At 62.4% G+C, this 20987-nt stretch carries 20 protein-coding genes; 5 read left to right on the forward strand and 15 right to left on the reverse strand.

Annotated elements, in window-relative coordinates; translation table 11 throughout:
• The first annotated feature begins 218 nt into the window (after positions 1-218).
• Positions 219-1307 carry an FUSC family protein gene (locus tag U5A67_RS11020; RefSeq protein ID WP_321814012.1) on the forward strand — a complete coding sequence of 363 codons (1089 nt, stop codon included), beginning with the start codon at positions 219-221 and terminating at the stop codon, positions 1305-1307.
• Positions 1308-1322: 15 nt separating this feature from the next.
• Here the strand turns inward: U5A67_RS11020 and U5A67_RS11025 are convergent, their stop codons facing one another.
• The 8 genes from U5A67_RS11025 to U5A67_RS11060 form a co-directional block, all read right to left on the reverse strand.
• Entirely contained in the window at positions 1323-1958 is a 636-nt protein-coding gene (locus U5A67_RS11025; protein WP_321814013.1) for a glutathione S-transferase family protein, read from the reverse strand.
• An 8-nt stretch (positions 1959-1966) separates the two neighbouring features.
• Positions 1967-3133 carry a Rieske 2Fe-2S domain-containing protein gene (locus U5A67_RS11030; protein WP_321814014.1) on the reverse strand — a complete coding sequence of 389 codons (1167 nt, stop codon included), beginning with the start codon at positions 3131-3133 and terminating at the stop codon, positions 1967-1969.
• Entirely contained in the window at positions 3126-4019 is an 894-nt protein-coding gene (locus U5A67_RS11035) for an aromatic ring-hydroxylating dioxygenase subunit alpha (RefSeq protein ID WP_321814015.1), read from the reverse strand. The genes U5A67_RS11030 and U5A67_RS11035 overlap by 8 nt, the downstream gene beginning before the upstream one ends.
• 29 nt (positions 4020-4048) lie before the next feature.
• Positions 4049-5122: a BMP family ABC transporter substrate-binding protein gene (locus U5A67_RS11040; protein ID WP_415767817.1), complete on the reverse strand. Its 1074-nt coding sequence runs from the start codon at positions 5120-5122 to the stop codon at positions 4049-4051.
• A 113-nt stretch (positions 5123-5235) separates the two neighbouring features.
• The gene (locus tag U5A67_RS11045) at positions 5236-6048 is read right to left on the reverse strand and encodes an alpha/beta hydrolase (protein ID WP_321814017.1); all 813 of its coding nucleotides are present in this window, start codon (positions 6046-6048) and stop codon (positions 5236-5238) included.
• Positions 6045-7031, reverse strand: a complete 987-nt coding sequence (locus U5A67_RS11050; protein ID WP_321814018.1) for an isopenicillin N synthase family dioxygenase — start codon at positions 7029-7031, stop codon at positions 6045-6047. The genes U5A67_RS11045 and U5A67_RS11050 overlap by 4 nt, the downstream gene beginning before the upstream one ends.
• 156 nt (positions 7032-7187) lie before the next feature.
• Positions 7188-8141 carry a LysR family transcriptional regulator gene (locus tag U5A67_RS11055; protein ID WP_321814019.1) on the reverse strand — a complete coding sequence of 318 codons (954 nt, stop codon included), beginning with the start codon at positions 8139-8141 and terminating at the stop codon, positions 7188-7190.
• Positions 8142-8743: 602 nt separating this feature from the next.
• Entirely contained in the window at positions 8744-9142 is a 399-nt protein-coding gene (locus U5A67_RS11060) for a GFA family protein (RefSeq protein ID WP_321814020.1), read from the reverse strand.
• Between the two features lie 145 nt (positions 9143-9287).
• On the opposite strand from U5A67_RS11060, the gene U5A67_RS11065 reads away from it, so the two are divergent.
• A complete protein-coding gene (locus tag U5A67_RS11065) occupies positions 9288-10127 on the forward strand; it encodes a PhzF family phenazine biosynthesis protein (RefSeq protein ID WP_321814021.1) in 840 nt (279 codons plus the stop codon).
• A 37-nt stretch (positions 10128-10164) separates the two neighbouring features.
• Here the strand turns inward: U5A67_RS11065 and U5A67_RS11070 are convergent, their stop codons facing one another.
• The 5 genes from U5A67_RS11070 to U5A67_RS11090 are packed head-to-tail and all read right to left on the reverse strand — an operon-like array spanning position 10165 to position 14759.
• Positions 10165-10830 (reverse strand): glutathione S-transferase family protein, encoded by a 666-nt coding sequence (locus tag U5A67_RS11070; protein ID WP_321814022.1) that lies wholly within the window; start codon positions 10828-10830, stop codon positions 10165-10167.
• 45 nt (positions 10831-10875) lie between these two features.
• Positions 10876-11802 carry an amidohydrolase family protein gene (locus U5A67_RS11075; protein WP_321814023.1) on the reverse strand — a complete coding sequence of 309 codons (927 nt, stop codon included), beginning with the start codon at positions 11800-11802 and terminating at the stop codon, positions 10876-10878.
• A 15-nt stretch (positions 11803-11817) separates the two neighbouring features.
• Positions 11818-12651: a sugar phosphate isomerase/epimerase gene (locus U5A67_RS11080; protein ID WP_321814024.1), complete on the reverse strand. Its 834-nt coding sequence runs from the start codon at positions 12649-12651 to the stop codon at positions 11818-11820.
• On the reverse strand, positions 12648-13388 hold the full coding sequence (locus tag U5A67_RS11085; protein ID WP_321814025.1) for an SDR family NAD(P)-dependent oxidoreductase: 741 nt from the start codon (positions 13386-13388) through the stop codon (positions 12648-12650). Before U5A67_RS11085 ends, U5A67_RS11080 begins: the two co-directional genes overlap by 4 nt.
• A 21-nt stretch (positions 13389-13409) precedes the next feature.
• Positions 13410-14759, reverse strand: coding sequence for an MFS transporter (locus tag U5A67_RS11090; protein WP_415767809.1), 1350 nt, complete (start codon positions 14757-14759; stop codon positions 13410-13412).
• 172 nt (positions 14760-14931) lie between these two features.
• Here U5A67_RS11090 and U5A67_RS11095 point away from each other — a divergent pair, with 172 nt between their 5' ends.
• Positions 14932-15846, forward strand: a complete 915-nt coding sequence (locus U5A67_RS11095) for a LysR family transcriptional regulator (protein WP_321814026.1) — start codon at positions 14932-14934, stop codon at positions 15844-15846.
• Between the two features lie 96 nt (positions 15847-15942).
• A complete protein-coding gene (locus U5A67_RS11100) occupies positions 15943-16455 on the forward strand; it encodes an SRPBCC domain-containing protein (protein WP_415767810.1) in 513 nt (170 codons plus the stop codon).
• Positions 16456-16513: 58 nt separating this feature from the next.
• Here the strand turns inward: U5A67_RS11100 and U5A67_RS11105 are convergent, their stop codons facing one another.
• On the reverse strand, positions 16514-19345 hold the full coding sequence (locus U5A67_RS11105; RefSeq protein WP_321814027.1) for an EAL domain-containing protein: 2832 nt from the start codon (positions 19343-19345) through the stop codon (positions 16514-16516).
• A gap of 15 nt (positions 19346-19360) precedes the next feature.
• Here U5A67_RS11105 and U5A67_RS11110 point away from each other — a divergent pair, with 15 nt between their 5' ends.
• The gene (locus tag U5A67_RS11110) at positions 19361-19630 is read left to right on the forward strand and encodes a hypothetical protein (RefSeq protein WP_321814028.1); all 270 of its coding nucleotides are present in this window, start codon (positions 19361-19363) and stop codon (positions 19628-19630) included.
• On the opposite strand, the gene U5A67_RS11115 is transcribed toward U5A67_RS11110, so the two are convergent.
• A complete protein-coding gene (locus U5A67_RS11115; RefSeq protein ID WP_321814029.1) occupies positions 19624-20985 on the reverse strand; it encodes an MFS transporter in 1362 nt (453 codons plus the stop codon). The two genes, U5A67_RS11110 and U5A67_RS11115, sit on opposite strands and share 7 nt — an antisense overlap.
• Between the last annotated feature and the right edge of the window lie 2 nt (positions 20986-20987).

Below are 20987 nucleotides of genomic sequence, written 5' to 3' on the forward strand. Positions count from 1 at the left end.
CCGGTTATCATGCGCCAATCCGCTGAACCGGCGGCTTCGCATCGCTACCCTTCGATCGAGCCGCCGCAGCGGGCCACTGTCCGTCCTGCCGGCTGTCGTGGGAAATCCCCGCGAGACCGCGTAACGGGACCGGGCGCTCTCTTAACGCCGGCCATCCTGGCGGCACACCGGTTTGCAGTCACAAGCTGCATCGCCGGTAACACCGGAGATCATCGAACATGATTGCCGTGTATGCGCGCGTACGCGAATGGGCGCGAACCAGCGACCCGGAATTCTCGCGTCTTCATATGGCGACGCGCTCGACGCTCGCTTCCCTGTTGACGGCAACCTTGTGCATGACGTGGCTGATGGTGCGTGATTCGGCCATCACACTGGCCGCGCTCGCCACCTTGTTCGCGATGATCGCGCCGCTTTTCCTGCGGGAGCGGCGCATGTCGGACTGGCTGGTGTCGCTGGCGCTGCTGTTTGTCTGCACTTGCGCGTGCTTTACGCTTTCCGCGCTTACCGCGTCCCATCCCTTCCTGAGCGGCGCGTTGTTATTGTCGATGGTGTTCCTCGGCATGCTCTGCCATGCGCTGGGACCGCGCGCCACCGGTTGCGCCCTGCTCGCGCTCGTGGCGTTTTATCTGGGGCTTTATCTTCATCCTGCGCCGCATGCGCTCGATGCGATGCTTGCGCTCTCTCTGCTCACGCTGCCCGTGATTGTCTGCGTCGGGCGCGTGTTATTGCCGCCGAAGGGCGCAGCACAACCCCTATCGGCACCGGTTTCGATGCGCGCCCTTCTGCAAACCGATCTCGCGATGCTTGCGCGGCATCGCCATCATCTTGCGTGGCGGCCTGCCGCGCTGGCTACGATCGCGGCGCTATTGGCGCTGCTGGCCGGCGACGAAATGTCCACCGAGCGTTCGATGTGGGCGGTCATCAGCACGTTCGTCGTGTTCCTCGGCACGCATTCGCGCGAAGGCACGCTAGCGCGCGTCGGCAAGCGGCTGGTGGGCACGATGCTGGGCGCGGCCGCCAGCGTGCTGCTGGTGTCGCTCTTCAAAGGCACGCCGGGCATGCTGGTGGCGCTGATGGTCCTGTCCGTGTTCGGCTGGGCCTACTTCATCCTGCACGCCTACGCGCGCGGCGTTTTCTTTATCACGCTGCTCGTGGGTCTGGTGTATGGCGAGCTTGGGTTCGCCATCGTCGCGCTCGCGGTTCTGCGCATCGAGGAAGTGGTGCTCGGTTGCCTGATTGCCTTTGCACTGGCCGCCGTGCTGATGCCTTCCTCCGCGACGCGGCGCGATACGGCGTTGCTGACCTGAAGCGCTCACCTCGAATCACGAATACGCCGCATAAACGCCTGCCATCGTCACAAAGCCTTGCAGACGTTTGATGCGCGCGCACCATGTAGCCAGCGACGGATAGTCGATCGTATCGATCTGCGCTTCGTCGAGCAACGCGACCGGCACAAAGCAGGCGATATCGGCGATAGTCGGCATGCGGGTGGCGCACAGGAACGGCGTGCCCATCGCCTCGTTGAACCAGCAGGTTTCGTCGAGCAGACGCAGCAAGGGCCGCGCTTCGCGATCCGCCGCCGGCAACGGCGCGCCGATGTCGTGCAGCACCTGCTCGCGGCGCGCGAACACGCTTTGCGAAAGCGACGTCGCCACGCCCAGCCAGCGCTGCACTTGTGCGCTGACGCGAGCGTCGTTCGCAGACAGCCATGTGCCGCCTGCGTCATAGCGCTGGGCGAGCCACACGAGGATCGCGTGCGCATCGGCGAGCGTGGTCGTGTCGTCCTGCAACACGGGCAGCGCGCCGAGCGGGCTGAGTTCGCGAAACGCCGGCGTATCGTGCTGGCGCGACGGATAACGCTCGACGCGTATGCGTTCGGCTTCCAGCCCGAGCAGGCCCATCAGCAGGCGCGCCTTGTAGCTGTCGCCGCATAGTTCGTCATCGTAGAGTTTGAGCATGGGCGGCCTCACAGGTCGAGCGTCAGCGTGGGCGTGCGTGCGCGCGAAACGCACACCAGCATGCAGTCGTTGGCGGCGCGTTCGCGATTGTCGAGCCATGCGTCGCGATGCAGCGGCTCGCCGTCGAGCACGGGCGTCAGGCAGGTGCCGCAAACGCCTTGCTCGCAGGATGTCGGCACATCGACGCCCTGTGCGCGCAGCGCGTCGAGCAGGCTCGTGTGCGCGGGCACCTCGACGCTGCCGCCGCTACGGGCGAGATGCACGGTGAAGGCGCGCTCTTCGTCGTCGCCGGGCTGTGTTGTCTGCGGCGTGCTTTGCACAGGCGTGCGCGGCGCGATATCCATGCGCACGAGAGGCTGTGCGATCGGCGTGATGCGCGCCGATGCAGGCGCTTCGGCAAATCTGAATACGGCCTCACTTTCCGCCGATTTTTCAGCCACCGCCGCTGCCATCGCTTCTAGCGCATCGCGCAGCGCGTTGAGCCGCGTCTGATGCGCGCGTTGAAGCGCCAGCCGTTGCGCCGCGTCGAAATCGCCGGGCACAATGCCGTGCACGCGCGTCTTGCCCGACTGCACAGGCTGCAGCACGAAGATCGCCGACGCTGCCGCGCCGTCGAGCGATTCGACCGTCAAGGTCTCGCACGCGCCTTCGAAGGCTGCGCATTCGGCGGCATCGGCGTTCGGCAATACGTAGGCCAGCAACGCGCACTGCACGCTGGCGCGATCGGCGTCGATGGTCGTGCTGCGCAGCGGCGCGAATGCGTTTGCCGTCACGCCTTCGAATGAATCGATTTCCGGCAACGCCGGTGTTTCGCCGTGCGCAGTCCGGCAAGTCCACACGAAGCCGTGGCGCTCGATCGCCGGCCAGGTGCTCACGCGAATCGGCGGCGCGCTCGCCTGCGGATGCGCGGGCACCATGCGGCACGCGCCCTCGCCGCTTGCGAACTGCCAGCCGTGATACTGGCATTGCAGCGTATCGCCGCGATGATGGCCGAGCGACAAACGCACGCCGCGATGCGGGCAACGGTCTTCCCAGACATTGACGCGCCCATCGTCGGCACGCCAGACCACGAGCCCGACGCCTGCCAGTTCGGTGCGATGAATCGCCGCGTTATCGAGCGCGCCCGCCGCACACAGCGCATACCAGCGCAACGGCTCCTGCTTCGCCTCATTCATGTTGCGCTCCTTGTGTCGATGTCGTTCCATAGATCACGCCGCGCGCGCGCAGCCAGCGCCGGTACGCCACCGACATCGCATCGGCCAGCACCGGATGCTCGCTGCCCGCTTCGAGCGGCAGACGTTTGGGCACCTGGTTCACGAGAATCTTGATGTCCTGCGCGAAGATGGTTTGCTGAAAGCCGCGCAATTCTTCGTCGCGGCTCGCATCGTCGAGATAGCTCATGACCGTGTGCGCGACACACCACGCTTCATCGAGCGGCTGCACGAACAGCGCGATCACATCGAAGCGCGACGGCTGTGGCGGACAGGTCTTGTAGAGCACGGCGATAAAAGGCCGCGCCACACGATACACGTACTGCACGTCGAGCCCCGCATCCGCCGTCATCGCCGCGCGTGGCTGATAGAAACGGCAATCGCGCGCGTAGAGTTCATCGTTTACTTCGTCGTGCTCGATGCGATACGGCGCGACTTCGGTATGCGGTTCGACGCCCAGATAACCCGTGTGCACGAACGGAAAATGCCCCATGTCGAGAAAATTCTCGACCGCGCGCAGCCCGCTCACATGCACGCGAAACGCGCCTGCGTGCAGCAGACGGCGATCCGGTTCGGCCGTTTCGGGAATCTCCACAATCGCCGCACGCGGCTCGCCCAGGCACGCCCACAGCACGCCATGCTGCGCATGAGCGCGACAGCGCGCGCCGGTATCGCGGCGCGTAACACTCGCTGCGCGCACGATACCATCACGCGGGTCGACATCCAGATCGAAATCCAGATCCACACCGAGCAGGCGTGTGCGCCCCGCACGCGCGCCGTCGAGCGCCGCCACGGGATGCCAGTCGTTCCAGACCTGCACGTCGCGCGACGCGTCTTCATTCGTCTGCATCTGTCACTCTCCTCGTTGCGCGCGCAACTTCATTGCGCGAGGCTGCCCTGCACGCCATCGACAAACCAGTCGAGCCGATTGGCGTCATTCGCCGAAAGCGTCATGCCCGCCGCCACACGCGTCTGCCCCTTCTGATCCTTGATCGGCCCCGCGAACGGATCGAGCGTCCCCGCGACCAGCGCCGCGCGACGTTGCGCCAGCGCGCGCATTGCTTCAGGCGGCACGGCCTGCGTGTTGACGTGCACGAGATCGGTGATGCCTTCTTTCACGCCCCAATACACGGGCTGATTCGTCCACGTGCCCTGGCGCACCGCTTCGATCGCCTTCACGTAGTACTTGCTCCAGTCATACGCCACCGAGCCTAGATGCGCGTGCGGCCCCCACTGACTCATATCCGAATCCCAGCCGAACGCGTGCACATGATGCGCTTCGGCCACGCTCATCGTTGCGGTGGAGTCGGTATTCTGCATCAGCACGTCGGCGTTCAGGCCGATCAACGTTTCCGCGGCCTGGCGCTCCTTGCCCGGATCGAACCAGCTGCTGACCCACACGACTTTCACGACCGTCTGCGGCGCGACCGAACGCGCGCCGAGCGCAAACGCGTCGATATTGCGGATCACTTCCGGGATCGGCACCGAACCGACAAAGCCCAGCACATGCGTCTTCGACGTATAGCCCGCGACCACGCCCGCCAGATACGCAGACTCGTAGACCTTGCCGTTGAAGTTGCCGAAATTGCGCGCGCTCTTGTAGCCCGAGCAATGCAGGAACACGGTGTCCGGGTAATCGCGCGAGACCTTCATCATCGCATCCATATAGCCGAACGACGTGCCGATCACCACCTTGTCGCCCTTTGCGGCGCGGTCGCGGAACACGCGTTCGGCATCGGCGTTTTCGGGCACATTCTCGATTCGCTTGAGCTTCATCTCGTCGCCCAGCACCTTCTGCGCGGCGCTAATGCCGCGTTCGTGCGCGTACGTCCAGCCCGCGTCACCGGGATTGCCGAGATAGACGATGGAGACGTCAAGCGGCGCGGTGGCTGCGGTCTGGGCGGTTTGTGTGGCGTGTGCGTCGATCGCGCCCGCCAGCGCGACAGCAACCATCGACGCAATCGAGGCACGTCGAACGAGGCGGGCAAACGTAGGCATTGCGCTAAAACGGGATGCGGCGGAAATAGCGGGCGTCTTCATGTGAGCGTTCCATTCAGGGCGCGAGGTTAGAGACCGGATCGTGCAGCAGAGAATTTGTCATGCGTGATGCCCAGCCCGTCGAGCGCTTCGCAGACGATCTGCGCGAGTGCTTCAGGCTGGGCCAGCTGCGGAACGTGCCCGCAGTCGATCGAGCGCACCAGCGCGCCGGGCACGAGCGCCTGCATGCGCCGCTGCAAGGGCAACAGCACCGAACGGTCGCGCCGCGCCTCCACATAGATGCGCGGCACGCTGCCAAAACGCGCCGCGCTCAAGGTGGCGACGAGCGCGCGACCGCCTTCGGCCTGCGGCGTCAGCAGACTGGCGGCGCGGCGGGCGGCATCGGGCGGGCAATCGTGCAGGAAGATGTCGAGCGCGGCCTCGGCGGGCACGCTCGAAACGCGGGCATCGTCGCTCCAGACGAGATACGGCGCGATGCCGCTCGCGTTCTCGACCTCCGCGCGCGCGGCTTCAACGAGATCGCCGTAGCCCATGCCGGAAGGCAGCATCATGCCGGCCACGTAGACAATGGCCGCCACGCGCACGGGCATGATTTCCGCGACCTGCGACGCGATCACGCCCGCACCGCTATGCGCGACGATCACGCACGGGCCGTCGAACGCATCGAGTTGCGCGCGAACGGCATCGACATACGTGTCGAGCGTGATATCGCCAGGCGCCGCGGCGTGTGCAGCGTCGTGTGCAAGATCGGCGCCGTTGCCGGGCAGATTGATGGCGTGCGGATGCCAGCCGCGCGCACGCATCGGCGCGAGCCACGCGTCCCACGCCCACGCGCCCTGCCACGCGCCGTGGATCAGCAGCATGCCGGCCGCGCGCGTCATCGGTAGGTCCTCCGGTAGCAGGCCTGCAGATGATCGCCAACGGTAATCGGCGCGTACTTGCCCGCCTCGCCCGGCGTCGCCGTGATGCAGGTGACGAGATAGTCCGGGCGACCGGTGAAGAAAAACGGCATCGAGTAGCGCTCCTGCCCCGAGACATTGACGACGCGATGCAGCGTCGAGCGGTAGCGGTCGTTGGTCCAGCGCGCGATCAGATCGCCGAGGTTGACGACGAACGTGCCCGGCAGCGACGGCACGTGAATCCAGGTCTCGCCGTCTTCGACTTGCAGGCCGCCGTGCCCGTCCTGCCAGAGCAGCGTGAGGCAGCCGAAATCGGTATGCGCGCCGCAGCCTTTCTGGCCCGGCAACGCACCGGCCGGTTGCGGCGGATAGTGCAACAGACGCAGCGTGGCCATGGCGTCGGCGCAAAAGCCGTCGAAATAGTCTTCGGCAAGATCGAGCGCCAGCGCAAGGCCCCGCGTGAGACGCTTCGAAAGCGCGTAGAGCGCATCGAAATACGCCTGCATCGCCGGGCGAAACGCCTCCGAATGCGTGGGCCACTGGTTCGGCCCGCAATTGAAGGTGCGGGCGAGCACAAGCGGATGATCGGCGGCAAGTTCGTTGCCGATATAAAAGCCTTCTTTCAGGTCCGGCGGCGTGCCCGCTTCCAGCACCTGAGCGCGCAGCGGCTCGTAGCCGCGATTGCATGGCGAAAGCGCCTTGTCGATGCGGCGTTTCTCGGCATCGCCGAGCGCGAAGAAGTGTTCGGACTCGCGGCGCGCAGCCTCGATCAGCGTTGGCGGCACGCCATGATTCGCGATGTAGAAGAAGCCTTTGTCGGCACAGGCCGCGTGCAGCGCCGCGCCAACGCGCGCGCGATCTTCAGCGTGCACCGAAAACAGCCCGCCGATGTCGATGACGGGCAGCGTGGCCGTGGGGACATCGAGCGCATCGAAGGACGCGAGGTTGGGCAAGCTGGCTGACATGCGCATTCCTTGCAGACGGATTTCAGGCAAGTCTAGCGGCGCCGGGGTGCTCAAAAAAGCACAGAAAAGCGCGCATAGTGATGCCGTTTCGGCATCGGCCAGCGCGTGCGTAGATTGCGGCTGGAAACAGCCGCGTGTGTGAACGACTTCAAGACGTTAAACGACGGGCTCGTCTTGCTCGCGTTGTGCGATCGCTTCGGCGAGCAGGCGCACGAATGCGTCAAGCGCCGGCGTCATGGTGCGGCCGGCGCGCGCGTAGGCGCCGAGTTCGGAGACCAGCGGACGCGGCGAGCGCAGCGGAATGTGCAGCAGCAAGCCATCGGCGAAATCGTTTTCGAGGCCCAGGCGTGTCTGGAAACCAACGCCGTGCCCGCGCGCCGCGAGGCGCCGCATCAACTCGATCGAATCGCTTTCGAGCACGGTGTCGAGCGGCTTGGCGTAGCGGCGGATCAGCGGCTCGAGCAGGCCGCCGATCGACAGCCGCGCGTTGCCGAGCAGCAACGGAAAGCGCGCGCATTGCGCGAACGTCACGCTCGATTCGGCGGCAAGCGCGTGACCCGGCGCGACGATCGCGCCCAACTGGAAGCGCCCGACGGCGAGTTGCTGCAGGTCGCCCGTGTGCGGCAGCGAGAACGCCAGGCCTAGATCGGCATCGCCATCGAGAATCATGCGCCGGATGGCCGCCGAACCAGCCGTGTGCACGTGAAAGCGGATGCCCGGATAGCGCGTGAGCATGCGCTCCACCACGTCGGGCAGCAGACTGGTGTTCAGACCTTCGACGGTCACGACCGAGATTTCGCCGCGCCGGATGCCGCGCAAGGCGTCCATCTCGCTGTCGAAGCGGCGCGCGTCCTGCAGCACGGTAATGACGTGACGCGCGAACGCTTCGCCGGCGGCAGTGAGCGCAAGGCCGCCCGGCAAGCGCTCGAACAGCGGCGTGCCGACTTCGGCCTCGAGTTTCAGCAACTGGCGATTGACCGCGGAAGAAGCGACATGGAGTTGCCGCGCGGCTTCGCGAATCGAACGATGGCGGCGGATGGCGTCGAAGTAGCGCAGCGAGCGCGCGTGAATATGCGAGGCGAGTGCGTCGGGATGGGCGGGCTTGCGCATAGGCTGAGCGAGGGTTGGTCGTGGGTCGCAGGTCACTTTAGGGAGCAATCAGCATAACCGACCAGAAACACGGATACCGTGCGCCTTGCGAAGTTTCTTTACTCCGACAAATGCAAAAATGACTGATTAATAAATTAAAAACATATGAGCATTGTCTGAATATTAAATCTTGTTTTAATTATTTTACTCGCTATACTTTACTTCCAAATAAAGCTCAATTTAATTCCGTGCCGCAATCGTCGAGAATACTGACGATCAGGTCAAATATGGAGCGAACAAACGACATGTCACTGCGCCCGGGGAGGCCCCTCAATCCGACCGACAGGTGAAACTTATGTTTGCCTTCGTGATCATGGTGGCCGTTGCCGCTTTCGTCCCGTATGTGGCCACGCCGGCCATTCAACACGCTGTTAGCCCCGGCACAGCGACTCATCAAAGTCAGGACAGTCCTGTTCCGCCTGTACAGAGTACGGTTGCGATAGCGCCGGCAGTCGACGTTAGTTCAACGACGCCGGATCAATAGATATCCGCTTCGCTCGCTTCCGGTTTATTGATACGACGATTTTAATTTCTAAATGCCCTCCCGGTTCGCCGGGAGTGGGTTAGGTGCGGCCCTGTGGAAAATGCCCGCCTGGCGCCGGAATTTCAACCCAATAATACTTGCCTTCTTCCCAAACCGACCACATTGGCGCCGAGTAGGAAGGATCGCAGATTGCCCCAACCGCGATCCCAATCAATGCGGGATTTTTCCACGCGCGTGCATAAACGGTCGATCCGCAGACAGGGCAGAAAAACGTTTCGAATATTCCGCCGGTGGGCGTTGGCCGCTCATAGCGCGTTGCGGTGCCGGTGATCTCGACGGACTCGCTCGGGTAATAGGCCAATACGCCAAACGGCGATCCGGTACGCCGCTGGCAAGCGCTGCAATGGCAAGCGATAACCGTTGTGCTCGCACCTGTTAGAGCAGCAGAGAGTTGACCGCATTGGCATTTGGCGTTCATTGGAGCCTCCGTGTGGATTCATAGTGTAAGGCAGGGCATTTGTGAGGATGCCTATTGCGCGCGATCGAGACATCGCGACACGGTACGACTAAGGTATTCTCCTGACCATTGTGAAGTATTAAAACAACAGCCAAAAGGAGCCAATATGAACGTCCTCAAAATCGCTGCATTCTCCGATGGCGATACAGGTGGCAACCCAGCCGGAGTCGTTATTGCCGATCAACTCCCACCAGACGATGAAATGCAGCAGATCGCGGCCGAAGTTGGCTTCTCGGAGACGGCCTTTGCCGCGCGCGCCGATAACGATAACGGTTGGCGCGTTCGCTACTTCTCGCCCGCCGCCGAAGTGCCGTTCTGCGGACACGCAACAATTGCCCTCGGCGCAGCGCTGGCGCTCAAACAGGGCGATGGCGTATTTCCACTCGTGCTCAATCGCACCGCCATTACCGTCGAAGCATGGCGCAGCGGCGAACTGGTTTCGGCGGCGCTGCAATCGCCACCCACGCGCAGCGCGCCGGTGCCCGCTGCGCTGCTCGCCGAAGCGCTCGATCTGTTCGGCTTTACGCAAGAGAATCTCGATCACAGAATCGCGCCCGCACTGATTCACGGTGGCGCCGATCATCTGTTGCTAATGCTCGACAGCCGCCAAACCCTCGCAGAGATGCAATACGATTTCGATACCGGGCGCGCTCTGATGATCCGCGAAGGATGGGCGACGATTCTGCTAGCCCACGCCGAAACACCGCAGCGCTTCAACACGCGTAATCCGTTTGCCTTCGGCGGCGTCTACGAAGATCCCGCCACCGGCGCGGCAACGGCTGCGTTCGCGGGCTATCTGCGCGATATTCAGTGGCCGCATGAAGGAGGCATCGAAATCGTTCAGGGCGAGGATATGGGTATGCGCTCGCTTCTGCGCGCCAGAATTACGCCGGAAGCGGGCAGTTCGATCCGCGTTTCGGGCACGGCGCGAATGATGCGTTCCTGAAATCCGCGGAGTTTTTCCACAGAAAACCGGCGCAGTTTCACGCGCCGGATTCACCGCGATTGAAAAGCGCCAGTTGCGCCGCAAAGGCGCGTCGATACGCAGGCCGCGCCTCGCCGCGCGCAACATAAGCGGCGAGATCTGGAAATTCATCGAGCAAACCTGAAGCCTTCAATCTCAGCAATACCGACACCATCAACAGATCGCCCGCGCTGAACGCGCCATCGAGCCAATCCGCAGTACCCAGCCGATCGGCAAGATCGCTTAAGCGCTCGCGAATGCGATCTTCGACAAGCGGCAAACGCTCCGCATACCAGCTTCTATCGCGCTCCTGAAAGCGGATCGTCTGCAGATCGAGAACACGCGGCTCGACCGTATTGAGCGCGGCGAACATCCAGGTAATCGCGCGTGCCCTGGCCTGCGGATCGTCGGGCAGCAAGCCGGAATGCGAGGCGGCGATGTGGTACACAATCGCGCCCGACTCGAACAAGGCGAGCGTACCTTCCTCATAAGTCGGAATCTGCCCGAAAGGATGCAGCGCGCGATGCGCGGGCTCTTTCATCGCACTGAACGAGACCAGACGAACCTCGTACGTCTGACCGGTTTCTTCCAGCGCCCAGCGCACCCGCATGTCCCGCGCCAGTCCCTTGCCGCGATCCGGCGAGCGTTCGAACACGGTAATCACGGGATGCAGTGGAGCGGTCATGCTGCGTTCTCCTTTGCCTGATGGCGCGCCAACGCGGGTATTCAATCAAACGGACGGACCATCGATAGTGCAGTGTAAGGCGTTCGAACTGTCTTTGCGCAACGCACGATCAACGTTCGCATTGGACGTACCCGCGCGCAGCGGCGTATCGAAACCAAACAGCCGTCGCGGCGTGTCCCATTGAATCTGGCGCCTGACGACCGGGTCGGGCACGATAGCCTCGAACAGCGTCAGCAGCGGGCCATAATCGAGCCGCTCGGGCGCGCGCAGAAATGGCCAGTCTGAACCCCACATGCACTGCTCGGGCCCGAATGCGCGCAGCAGTGCATGGGCATACGGCCAGGTGTCCTCATAAGGATGCGAGCCGCGCGAATACTTCTGCCAGCCCGAGAGTTTCACACTCGCCCGGCCAGTATCCGCCAGCCGCAGCAGTGAGTCGAAACCCGCTTGGCCGATACCATCCGCGCTATGCGGGCGACCGCAATGATCGACCACCATCTGCGCCGGCTGATTCGCGAGCCACGGTCCCAGCGCGCTCATCTGGTCGCCCTCCACCTGCACCTGCGCAATCATGCCGAGATCCGCGAGCAAGGCCCAAAGCGGTCCCGCGTTGCGCACTGCGTCAAGCCCCTCCATCGCGGCATTGAGCGCCACGCCCACTACACCGGCGCGCTGCATTGCGGCCAGTTCGCCACGCGCGATAGTGTGGTCGACCACCGCCACGCCGCGAAAGCGCCCTTCCCACGATTCGATGGTGTCGAGCATGCAGCGATTGTCGGTGCGATAGCCGCTCGTCGGGCCAACCAGCAACGCGTGGCGCACGCCATAAGCATCCATCACGCGCACGAACTGGTCCGGCGTACCGACTTCCTGCTGCGCCGGCCGATAAACCGTGTCCTCGCGATACGGAAAGCGCAGGGGATCGAACACGTGACAATGGCAGTCGATCTTGTCGTCGTCGAATACGGACATGGGTTGTTTTCCTCTTCAAACACTTGCAGCAACGCTTGCGCGATCCACCACGCGTCGCGCGCTGCGATAAGCCAGTTCAATCCGCGCTTGCGGATGCAATGACGGCATTGGCATTTCGACGCTCAGCGGCAACGTTCGCGGTAACGCCCGTAACAGAGCGTCGAGCGGCAACGCGCCGTCGCCGGGCGCAAGGCGTGCGGTGCGGGCCTCGCGTATCGCTTCCTCGTCGTTGGCGGGCAGGCTTGCGGGCGCGTCGCAAAGCTGCGCGAACCCAAGCATCTCGGGCGGCATGGCTGCAACGTCGTCGAGCGTACCGCCCGCGCGAGACAGATGCAGGGCGTCGATTAGCACCGCAAGATTGGGTTGAGCCGCTCGCTCGATCGCAGCGCGTGCCTGCGCGAGCGTACCAACATGCCGCCAGCGCATGAATTCCAGATCGATTCGCAGCCCGAATGGTTTTGCCAATTGCGCAAGCGCGGCGAGTTTCTCCGCAAGACGTGCTTCGTCAGGGTCATCGCCCGATACGCTCACACAGCATGCGCCCAGCGACGCCGCCGTTTCGAACAACGGCAGCAAGGAAGCCGGATCGAGTTCGGGCACAACCGGTACGAATTCGACATCGAAAACACCAACGCCCTCGCCGCTCAGCACATCGCGCAACTCGCGTTGCGCCGCACTGCCGGCGATGATCGGATAAGACACGCCGCCAGGCGCGGCCGGATAGAGCCGCAGCCCCACGCCACTGAAACCGGCGCGAGCCGCAAGACACACCCATTGCGTGGGCGCATGGTCGAGCACCGTCAAATGTGCGGCGGCGAGCGGGCGGGCGAGCGGTTCTGCCGGTTTCAATACGTGGCCCTCCCGCCCGTGAGGTCGAAGGTGAAGCCAGTGGTAAAACTGCATGCGGGGCTGACCACCCAGCTCACCATGCGGCCTACTTCTTCGATCTGCAGGAAACGGCCCATCGGAATCTTTGCCTTGCTCGCGACGATATGCTCGTCCGACATTTCGCGAAACAGTTCCGTTTCGACCATGGCCGGCGCGATGCAGTTGATCAGCACGTTGTCGTGAGCCAGTTCTTTGGCCGCCGATTTAGTAAATGCGATCACGCCCGCCTTCGCTGCCGAATACGCCGAAATGAATTGCACGCCTTCTTTACCCGCGATCGACGCGACATTGAGAATGCGTCCGCCGCCGCGCTTGCGCATATGCGGCACTGCCACGCGGCAGGTATAAAACACGCTGTTCAGATCGACGGCCAGCACCTGATGCCAGGCGTCGAGCGGATATTCCCAGCTCGGCGCCACCGGCCCGTTGATACCCGCGTTGTTGACGAGAATATCCACACACCCCAGCGCTGCAACCGTCGATTCGAAGGCTCGCTCAACCGATTCGTATGACGAAACATCGACGGATTCCAGATGATCGGGCGTAAAACCCAGACGCTTTGCATCGCAACCCGCGGTATCGAGATCCCAGACTACGACGCGTGCGCCATCCGCCTTGAGCTGGCGCGCGATGCCCAGCCCGATGCCGCGCGCGGCGCCCGTGACGATAGCGACCTGGCCGTCGAGAGTGTGACTCATGGCTAACATTTCCTTTGAAGTTCAAGTGCGGGAATTCGCGAGTGGATCGAGAACAATCCGTTTGATGTCCCCGACCACAAAGAGGTACGAGAGCGCGCCCATCAGCGTGACGGCCGAAATGAATGCGAGTGCGTAGACAAACGATCCTGTTGCGTTGACGATCAAACCGATCACCAGCGGCGTGACAATGCCAGCGGCATTCGCGAACAGATTGAAAATGCCGCCGCTCAGGCCGAGCAGACCCTTTGGCGCGATATCGGAAACAATCATCCAGGCGAGCGCCGACATGCCCTGCGCAAAGTACGCCACGCAAAGAATGGCGATGACCGCGGCCGTCGAATCGACGTAATTCGCCGTTGCGATCGTCGCCGCCAGCAGCAGCCCGGAGATCACCGGCAGCTTGCGCGCCCAGTTCAGCGAAACGCCACGGCGCAGCATGGCGTCGGAGACCCAGCCGCCGGACAGCGTGCCCACCGAAGCCGCAATAAACGGCAGCACGGCGACGATGCCCACCTTTAGCCACGGCATATGCCGCTCGGTGGCGAGATAGGTCGGAAACCACGTGAGGAAAAACACATTGGTCGAGTTGCAGGCGAACTGGCCAATGCAGATGCCGAACATGCTGCGGTGGCGCAGCAATGCGCCCACATCCGACCAGCGAAAGCGTGTCACTTCCTGGCTGCCGTCGATCACGCCACCGCCGCTCGCGATATGGTCGAGTTCCGCACGATTGGCCCGTTTCGACTGATGCGGCTCGTGAAAGCGCATCAGCCACACCGCGCCGAACGCCACCCCGACCGCGCCAACCATGCCAAACAGCGCACGCCAGCCGTAGCGTTGTTCGAGCCAGAACAGCAGCGGGCTCAGGAACGCAAGGCCCACATATTCGGCGAAGGTGTAGACGCCCGTGGCCCGCGCGCGCTCGCTTTGCGGAAACCAGATCGCCACGACGCGGCTATTGGTGGGAAAGCACGGCGCTTCAGCCGCGCCGATCAAAAGACGCATGATGATCAGCGAGACGAATCCCGTTGCAAGTCCCTGCAAGCCGGTGAAAAACGACCACAGGGTCAGCGCGAAAAAATACGTCCAGCGCGTGCCGATTCGATCAAGTAACAGGCCGCCGGGAATCTGCGAAGCGGTATAGGTCCACGAAAACGCGGAGAAAATCACGCCCATCAGCGCGGGCGTCAGCCCCAGATCGTGACTCATCGCGGGAGCGGCAATGCCGGCTACGCTGCGATCGAGGTAATTGATCATCGTGCCGATCGAGAGCAGCGCGAGAATGCCGAATCGCGTGCGGGTACGCGCGGCGCTCATCGTCGCCGGATCGGCACAGGCGCCGAGCGCCCTGGATGTCTGGACTGGGTTCATCGCGTCTCCATCATTGATTTTTGCCACGCCGCCGGGTTCTTGAAGCCCGTTTCTGGTCGGTGCGGTCCTTGATGGAGATACTAGGGAAGTGCCGCACGGCTGTCGTATGCCGAGTTTCAGCTATCCTATAACTTTTGGTTAATGGCCCGCCGCGCGGGCCTCAGGAACGGCAATGCGCTTCAAACTCCGGCAAATGGAAGTGTTTCGTGCGGTGATGCTGACGGGGTCGATCAACGCCGCCGCCAAAATGCTCTACGTGTCCCAGCCCGCCGTGAGCAAGCTGGTCTCGCACACCGAAACCACGCTGGGACTGCGCCTGTTCGAACGCACCAAAGGCCGCCTGATTCCCACGGCGGAAGCGCAGGCGCTGTTTCGTGAAGTCGAGCAGGTTTATCAGTCCGCGCTGCGCGTGGATGAATTCGCGCGCGCGCTGGCGCTCGGTCCATCCAGTCTGTTGCGCGTGGCGTGCAGCCCGTCGCTCGCAACCACGATCGTTGCCCCCGCAATCGTCGAGCTGAAACGCAGATTGCCGGGTCTGCGGGTCGACTGGCACACGACCCTCATGGCGGAAATGCCGATGGAGGTCTTGAGCAAGACGGTCGACCTGGCAGTGACTTCGATGCCGATTGAGCACGAACATCTGGAAGTCGTACCGTTCATGCGCGGACGCATGGTGTGCGCGCTGCCGTCCGGGCATGCGCTGGCGTCGCAGGAACGCATTGCGCTGGCCGATCTCCAGTCCGAACCGATGATCCTGTTTCGCCGCGATATTCCCTTCGGCACCGTGATCGTGCGCGCCTGCCAGCATGCGGACGTCGATCTCACTTCGGTTGTGGACGTCACGCACGCCGATCAGGCGCTCGCACTTGTGCGCGGCGGTCTGGGCCTTGCGATCGTCGATGAATTCGCCGCGCAAGGTGCCGCTTGCGCCGTGCGGCCGCTGGTCGAGAATCTGGAAATGACGGCGACCTTCGTTTATTCGAAGTTCTCGGCGCCGCCGCAAAGCGCGACGCTCCTCATGGAAGCGATTTACGGGCGTGCCGTGCAGCTTGGGCGGCAGCAAGGACATGGTCCTGATATCACGTAAATCGATAATAGGAATCACAAGATGTCATTGGCGTTATTTCAGACGGACGTGCATCATCCCCTCATCAATCGCCCATTCTGGAGTATCGCAATGAAGATGAACGCAATCATTTGGCCCGAAGATTACACGCCCGGTTTCACAGATAATTACTGCTCTAACGAAGTAATCGTGGCCGGTCTGAGTGCGGCCGATGTCTGGCCACTGCTGAGCACGCCGTCGCACTGGCCAACCTATTACGCCAATTCGGCGAACATCCGCTTCCACGACGGCAAAGGGCCGGAACTGCAGGATGGCGCGCGCTTCTACTTCGAAACCTTTGGCTTTCCGGTCGAGTCGCAATGCACGGAATTCGTCGCGCCCGCGAACGGCGAGCCGGGCCGCGTTGCATGGCACGGCTGGGCGGGCGAAGGCGACACGCGTCTGGACGTCATCCACGCCTGGCTGGTTGAAGATCTCGACGGTGGCCGCGTGCGCATCCTTACGCAAGAAAGCCAGAAGGGCAAGCCGGCCGTTGATCTGCGCAATGCCAAACCGAATCCCATGATCAACGGTCATCAGGACTGGCTCGACGGCCTCGTTGCGGCAGCCCGCGCGCGCAAGCAAGGCTGATCGATATCGTTGCGTACGCAACAGGCTGGTTGGGCTGGCTCAAGCTGAGCCCCCAGCATTAAACCGCCCAATCCGGCAGCGACGCTTTGATATCGGATAGAGCAACGGGGCGCGCAAACAGGAAACCTTGAAGCTCGGTGCATCCCTCATGCACGAGTATGTCGCGTTGCTGTTCGGTCTCGACGCCTTCCGCGATAACCGCAATATTCAAGTCCTTACAGAGCCCGACGATCGAACGGACAATTGCCCGCGATTTCCGGCTCTCTTCCACGTCCTTCACGAAGCTGCGGTCGATCTTGATACTCGTGAACGAAAAGTCCCGAAGCAGGCTGAGCGACGAATAGCCGGTACCGAAATCGTCCATTGCAATCCCAATGCCGAGTGCGCGAAGCGAATTCAGCACCGAGCGCAAGGTCTCGGACGATTCGAGCAATGCGGTTTCCGTGATTTCGATTTCGAGTTGCGACGCCGGCAGACCCGACTCGCGAATAACCTGCGCCATGGTATCGACGAAATCGATACGCGTGACCTGCGCGGCCGAAACGTTGACGTGAAGTCTTAATGGCATCGGCAATTGCGCCGCGTCGAGACACGCCTGACGAAGTACCCAGGCGCCCAGCTCTGGCATCAAACCACGCTCTTCTGCAAGCGGAATGAATTTCGACGGCGGGATATTGCCGTGTCGCGGATGCGGCCAGCGCAGCAGCGCTTCGCAAGCAGTCGGCATACCGGAGATGCCGTCGACGATCAACTGATAGTGAATCCGCAGATCTTCCGCGCTCATCGCACGCCGAAGCTCGAATTCGAGTTCGTTGCGCTGGCTGGCCGCATCATGCATATCGCCTTCAAAAACGCGGAAGCAGTTGCGCCCGGCCGCCTTGGCCGCATAAAGCGCAAGGTCCGCGCGCTCCAGCGCTTTATCGGCGACGTCCACACCCCGAGGCAGCTCGACGATACCGATGCTGACACCAATGGATGCTTCGCCCCGGCTCAGCGCGAACGGCTTCGAGAGCATCTCGATACATCGCATGGCCAGCGCCCTGGCATCGTCGACGCCTCTGGGCGTGTTGAGAATAATGGTGAACTCATCGCCGCCGAGGCGCGCCAGTTGATCGCCCTCACGCACGCTCGCGGCAAGACGTTGCGCGACCGCACGCAATAATTCGTCGCCGGAATGATGCCCAAACGTGTCGTTGACCGACTTGAAGCGGTCGAGATCGAGATACAGCAGACAAAACGGCTGACTGCGCCGCAGATCGGCAAGCCGATGCTGCAGTTTCGCGTGGAACGCAAAGCGGTTCGGCAGGTCGGTCAATGGATCGTGTAGCGCCAGATGACGAACCTGCTTCTCGGCGGCGTGCCGCAGCGTGACATCTTCGAGCGTCGATACCCAGCCGCCGTGGGACAACTGCCGGGTCGTCACGGAGATCACGCGATTCGCCAGATTGACTTCGGTTGCGGTATCCGGCGTGGAGCTTGCCGCAATCACGCGGCGAAACTGTGTCATGAGCGCTGCGCGGTTCGCGGACTGTCCTCGCAATTGCTTGCCAATGCGCCACAGCAACGCACTGAGGCTCGCGCCCGCCGCTGGCGCTTCGTACATATCGAACAGCAACGAGAACTGCCGGTTCGCGATGACAAGGCGCTCCTGCTGGTCGAACAGACACAGGCCCTGACGCATATTGTCGAGCGCGAGATCGAGGTTGCGCCGGGTCGCTTCCAAAGTAAGTGCCGACTCCTGTTGCTCGGTGCGATCCCGCGTGATCTTCGCGTAGCCGAACAACTCGCCCGCATCGTCGTAGATGGGCTGGATCACCACATGCGCCCAGAACTTGCCGCCGTCCTTGCGCAGACGCCAGCCCTCAGCTTCGAATTTGCCCGTCTCGCGCGCCTGCCGCAGTCCGCTTTCGGGTGAGCCACGCATGCGCGCTTCCTCGGTGTAGAACAGCGAGAAGTGCCGCCCGACGATCTCTTCGGCGCTATAACCCTTGGCCCGTTGCGCGCCGGCATTCCAGTTCGAAACGCAGCCCCGGGTATCGAGCATATAAATCGCGTAGTCGGTGACGCCTTCGACCAGCATGCGAAAACGTCGCTCATGATCGAGCGACTGCTGCTGTATGCGGCGCGCTTCGGTCCGGTCCTGCGTCAGCACCGCGTACCCAAACAGCTCGTTGCCCGCGTGATAGATCGGCTCGATAACCACATGCGACCAGACGCTCACGCCGTCTTTACGCACGCGCCATCCATCGCCCTCGAAGCGCCCTTCGCGCATTGCGGCGCGCAGTTCGCGCTCGGGCCTACCGCTCGCCTGATCGTCGGCGGTATAGAGCGAGCCATAATGCCTGCCGACCACATCGTCTTGGCAATAGCCGCCGGACATCTGTGCGCTCGCGCTCCAGTGTGAGATCAGACCATCGGCATCGAGCATCAACATTGCGTGCTCCGCCCCGCTTACTGGAGACCGGCTCACGTCTTCGCCTTCGGCGGGCATGGTGTCGAAGGCCGCAATATCGGTGCAATCGCGCGTGATCTTGGCGAAGCCGAACAATTCGCCTTGCGGGTCGCGCAGCGCATCGATTACGACATGGGCCCGAAACGCCGTGCCATTCTTGCGCAGGCGCCAGCCATAGGCTTCGTATCGCCCTTTCGTTCGCGCCACGTGCAGGTTGCGCGCGGGAATCTGATTCAGGCGATCTTCGCGGCTATAGAAACAGGAAAAGTGCCGCCCCAGTATTTCCTCTTCCCGATAGCCTTTCTTCTGCTCGGCGCCCGAATTCCACGTGGCGACGAAGCCGTCAATGTCCAGCATATAGATCGCATAGCGCGTGATGCTCTGAACGAGAAGCTCATACACGTCATTGTGCGGCTGTACGCGCGAAAGGCTATTCATGGTCGATGAAGTTCGATGAAACGACGTTTGCTGGGGCATTCGCATACGTCGTTGACCGACCGCCGAAGCCTGCGTAACCGGAATTACGGCATCAGCTTCCATGACTTGAGAGCAGCAGGCATTGTTTTCGAAGAATTACTGAAATCGTATCGAAAGCCATGCCCTGGCGCTGTGCAGCTTCACGAGGCGCGCCGGATGGTCCGTAAATCCGACCAGCAGTTTAACGGGAACGATGGAAACACGTTCGGCTACCCAGCGGATGTTCAACGCAGTTCGGATCATTGACGATGGGACGCACGCGTGTCCAGGGGTTCCGTGATCGTCAGCAAAATGACAAACGTCACTGCCGAAATCACCGACATGAAGCCAAACACGTAATCCCATCCGAAATGATCGAGCAGCAATCCGGCGATGAATGGCGTCGCCGCGCCGCCAAGCTGCCCGCCCATATTGACGATCGCGTTCGCTAGCGGAAACTTTGCTTTCGCGACAAACGACGTCGGGTAGACCATATATGCGGAAAAGCCGACACTCAACGCCACCCCCGCCAAGAAGATAACGAAACCGTATAAAACTGGCGATGTGGGCGACTGGATCAGCACGACCATCATGACCGCAGTGGCGATCGCGGAGAACATCATGCCCGGCTTGCGACGCCTGCCAAGCACGCGATCCGAAAGCCAGCCGCCGAGGATGTTGCCGACTACCGCGCCCACCCACGGCGCCGCCGCCACAAAGCCGGTTCCGGCCACACTGAACTTCTTCACGTTGAGCAGATACGTGGGTATCCATGCCAGCATCACGCTGGAAATGCCGAGCTGGCAGCAATAGCCGAGCGCGCAGCCGTAGATGTTCCATGAAGTCAGCACTGTGCGCGTGGTTTCCAGCGGCTTCTCGCTGCGCACGCGCGTCAACCGGTCGAGCCACGGCATGGCTTTCGTGCGCTCGATGTGCATGGCGCTGCCCGCCTTCGGGCTCGCCGTGTCGATCAGTTCGCGCTCCGCCTGATTGACCGCGCGGCTATCGGCCGGCTTATCAGCCACCATGAGATACCAGATGATCGAGAACAGTAAGCCCGGCACCGCGAAGACGACAAAGATCGCCTGCCATCCCCAAACCGAAATCACCGCAGCGCCAAGAATCGGTGTGATGACCGGACCGAATTTCACGGCCGATAGAAACAATCCCGAAGCGGTGCCCTTTTCTTTCGCGGGAAACCAGTTGTTGATCGTCGCGGCAATGCCAAGCGGCAGCGGCCCTTCGGCGAAGCCAAGCGCGAGGCGGCAGAGTTTGAGCGTCAGCAGCGAACCGGCCATCCCCGTGAGCGCCGTGGCGATCGACGTCAGGATCATCGAAATGGGCAGCGCACGCCGTACGCCAAAGCGCGAAATAATGAGCGCCGAGGGCACTTGCGCAAGCGCATAGGCGATCAGAAACACGCTGACGAGCGCGCCGGCTTCGGCGTTCGTCATCGTGAATTCCTTGCGCAGGAATGGCAGCGCGATGCCGAGATTGGCGCGATCGGCGGCGGCTACCGTGTAAATCAGAAAGAAAAGCGTAGCGACGACCCAGCGATAACGCGTAGGGCGCGCCGACGCTGCAAGCGCATTTGCCACAGACAACGCGGTGTCCTTTTCCATGT

The organism is Paraburkholderia sp. J69-1 (assembly GCF_905220255.1).
GTDB lineage: Bacteria > Pseudomonadota > Gammaproteobacteria > Burkholderiales > Burkholderiaceae > Paraburkholderia.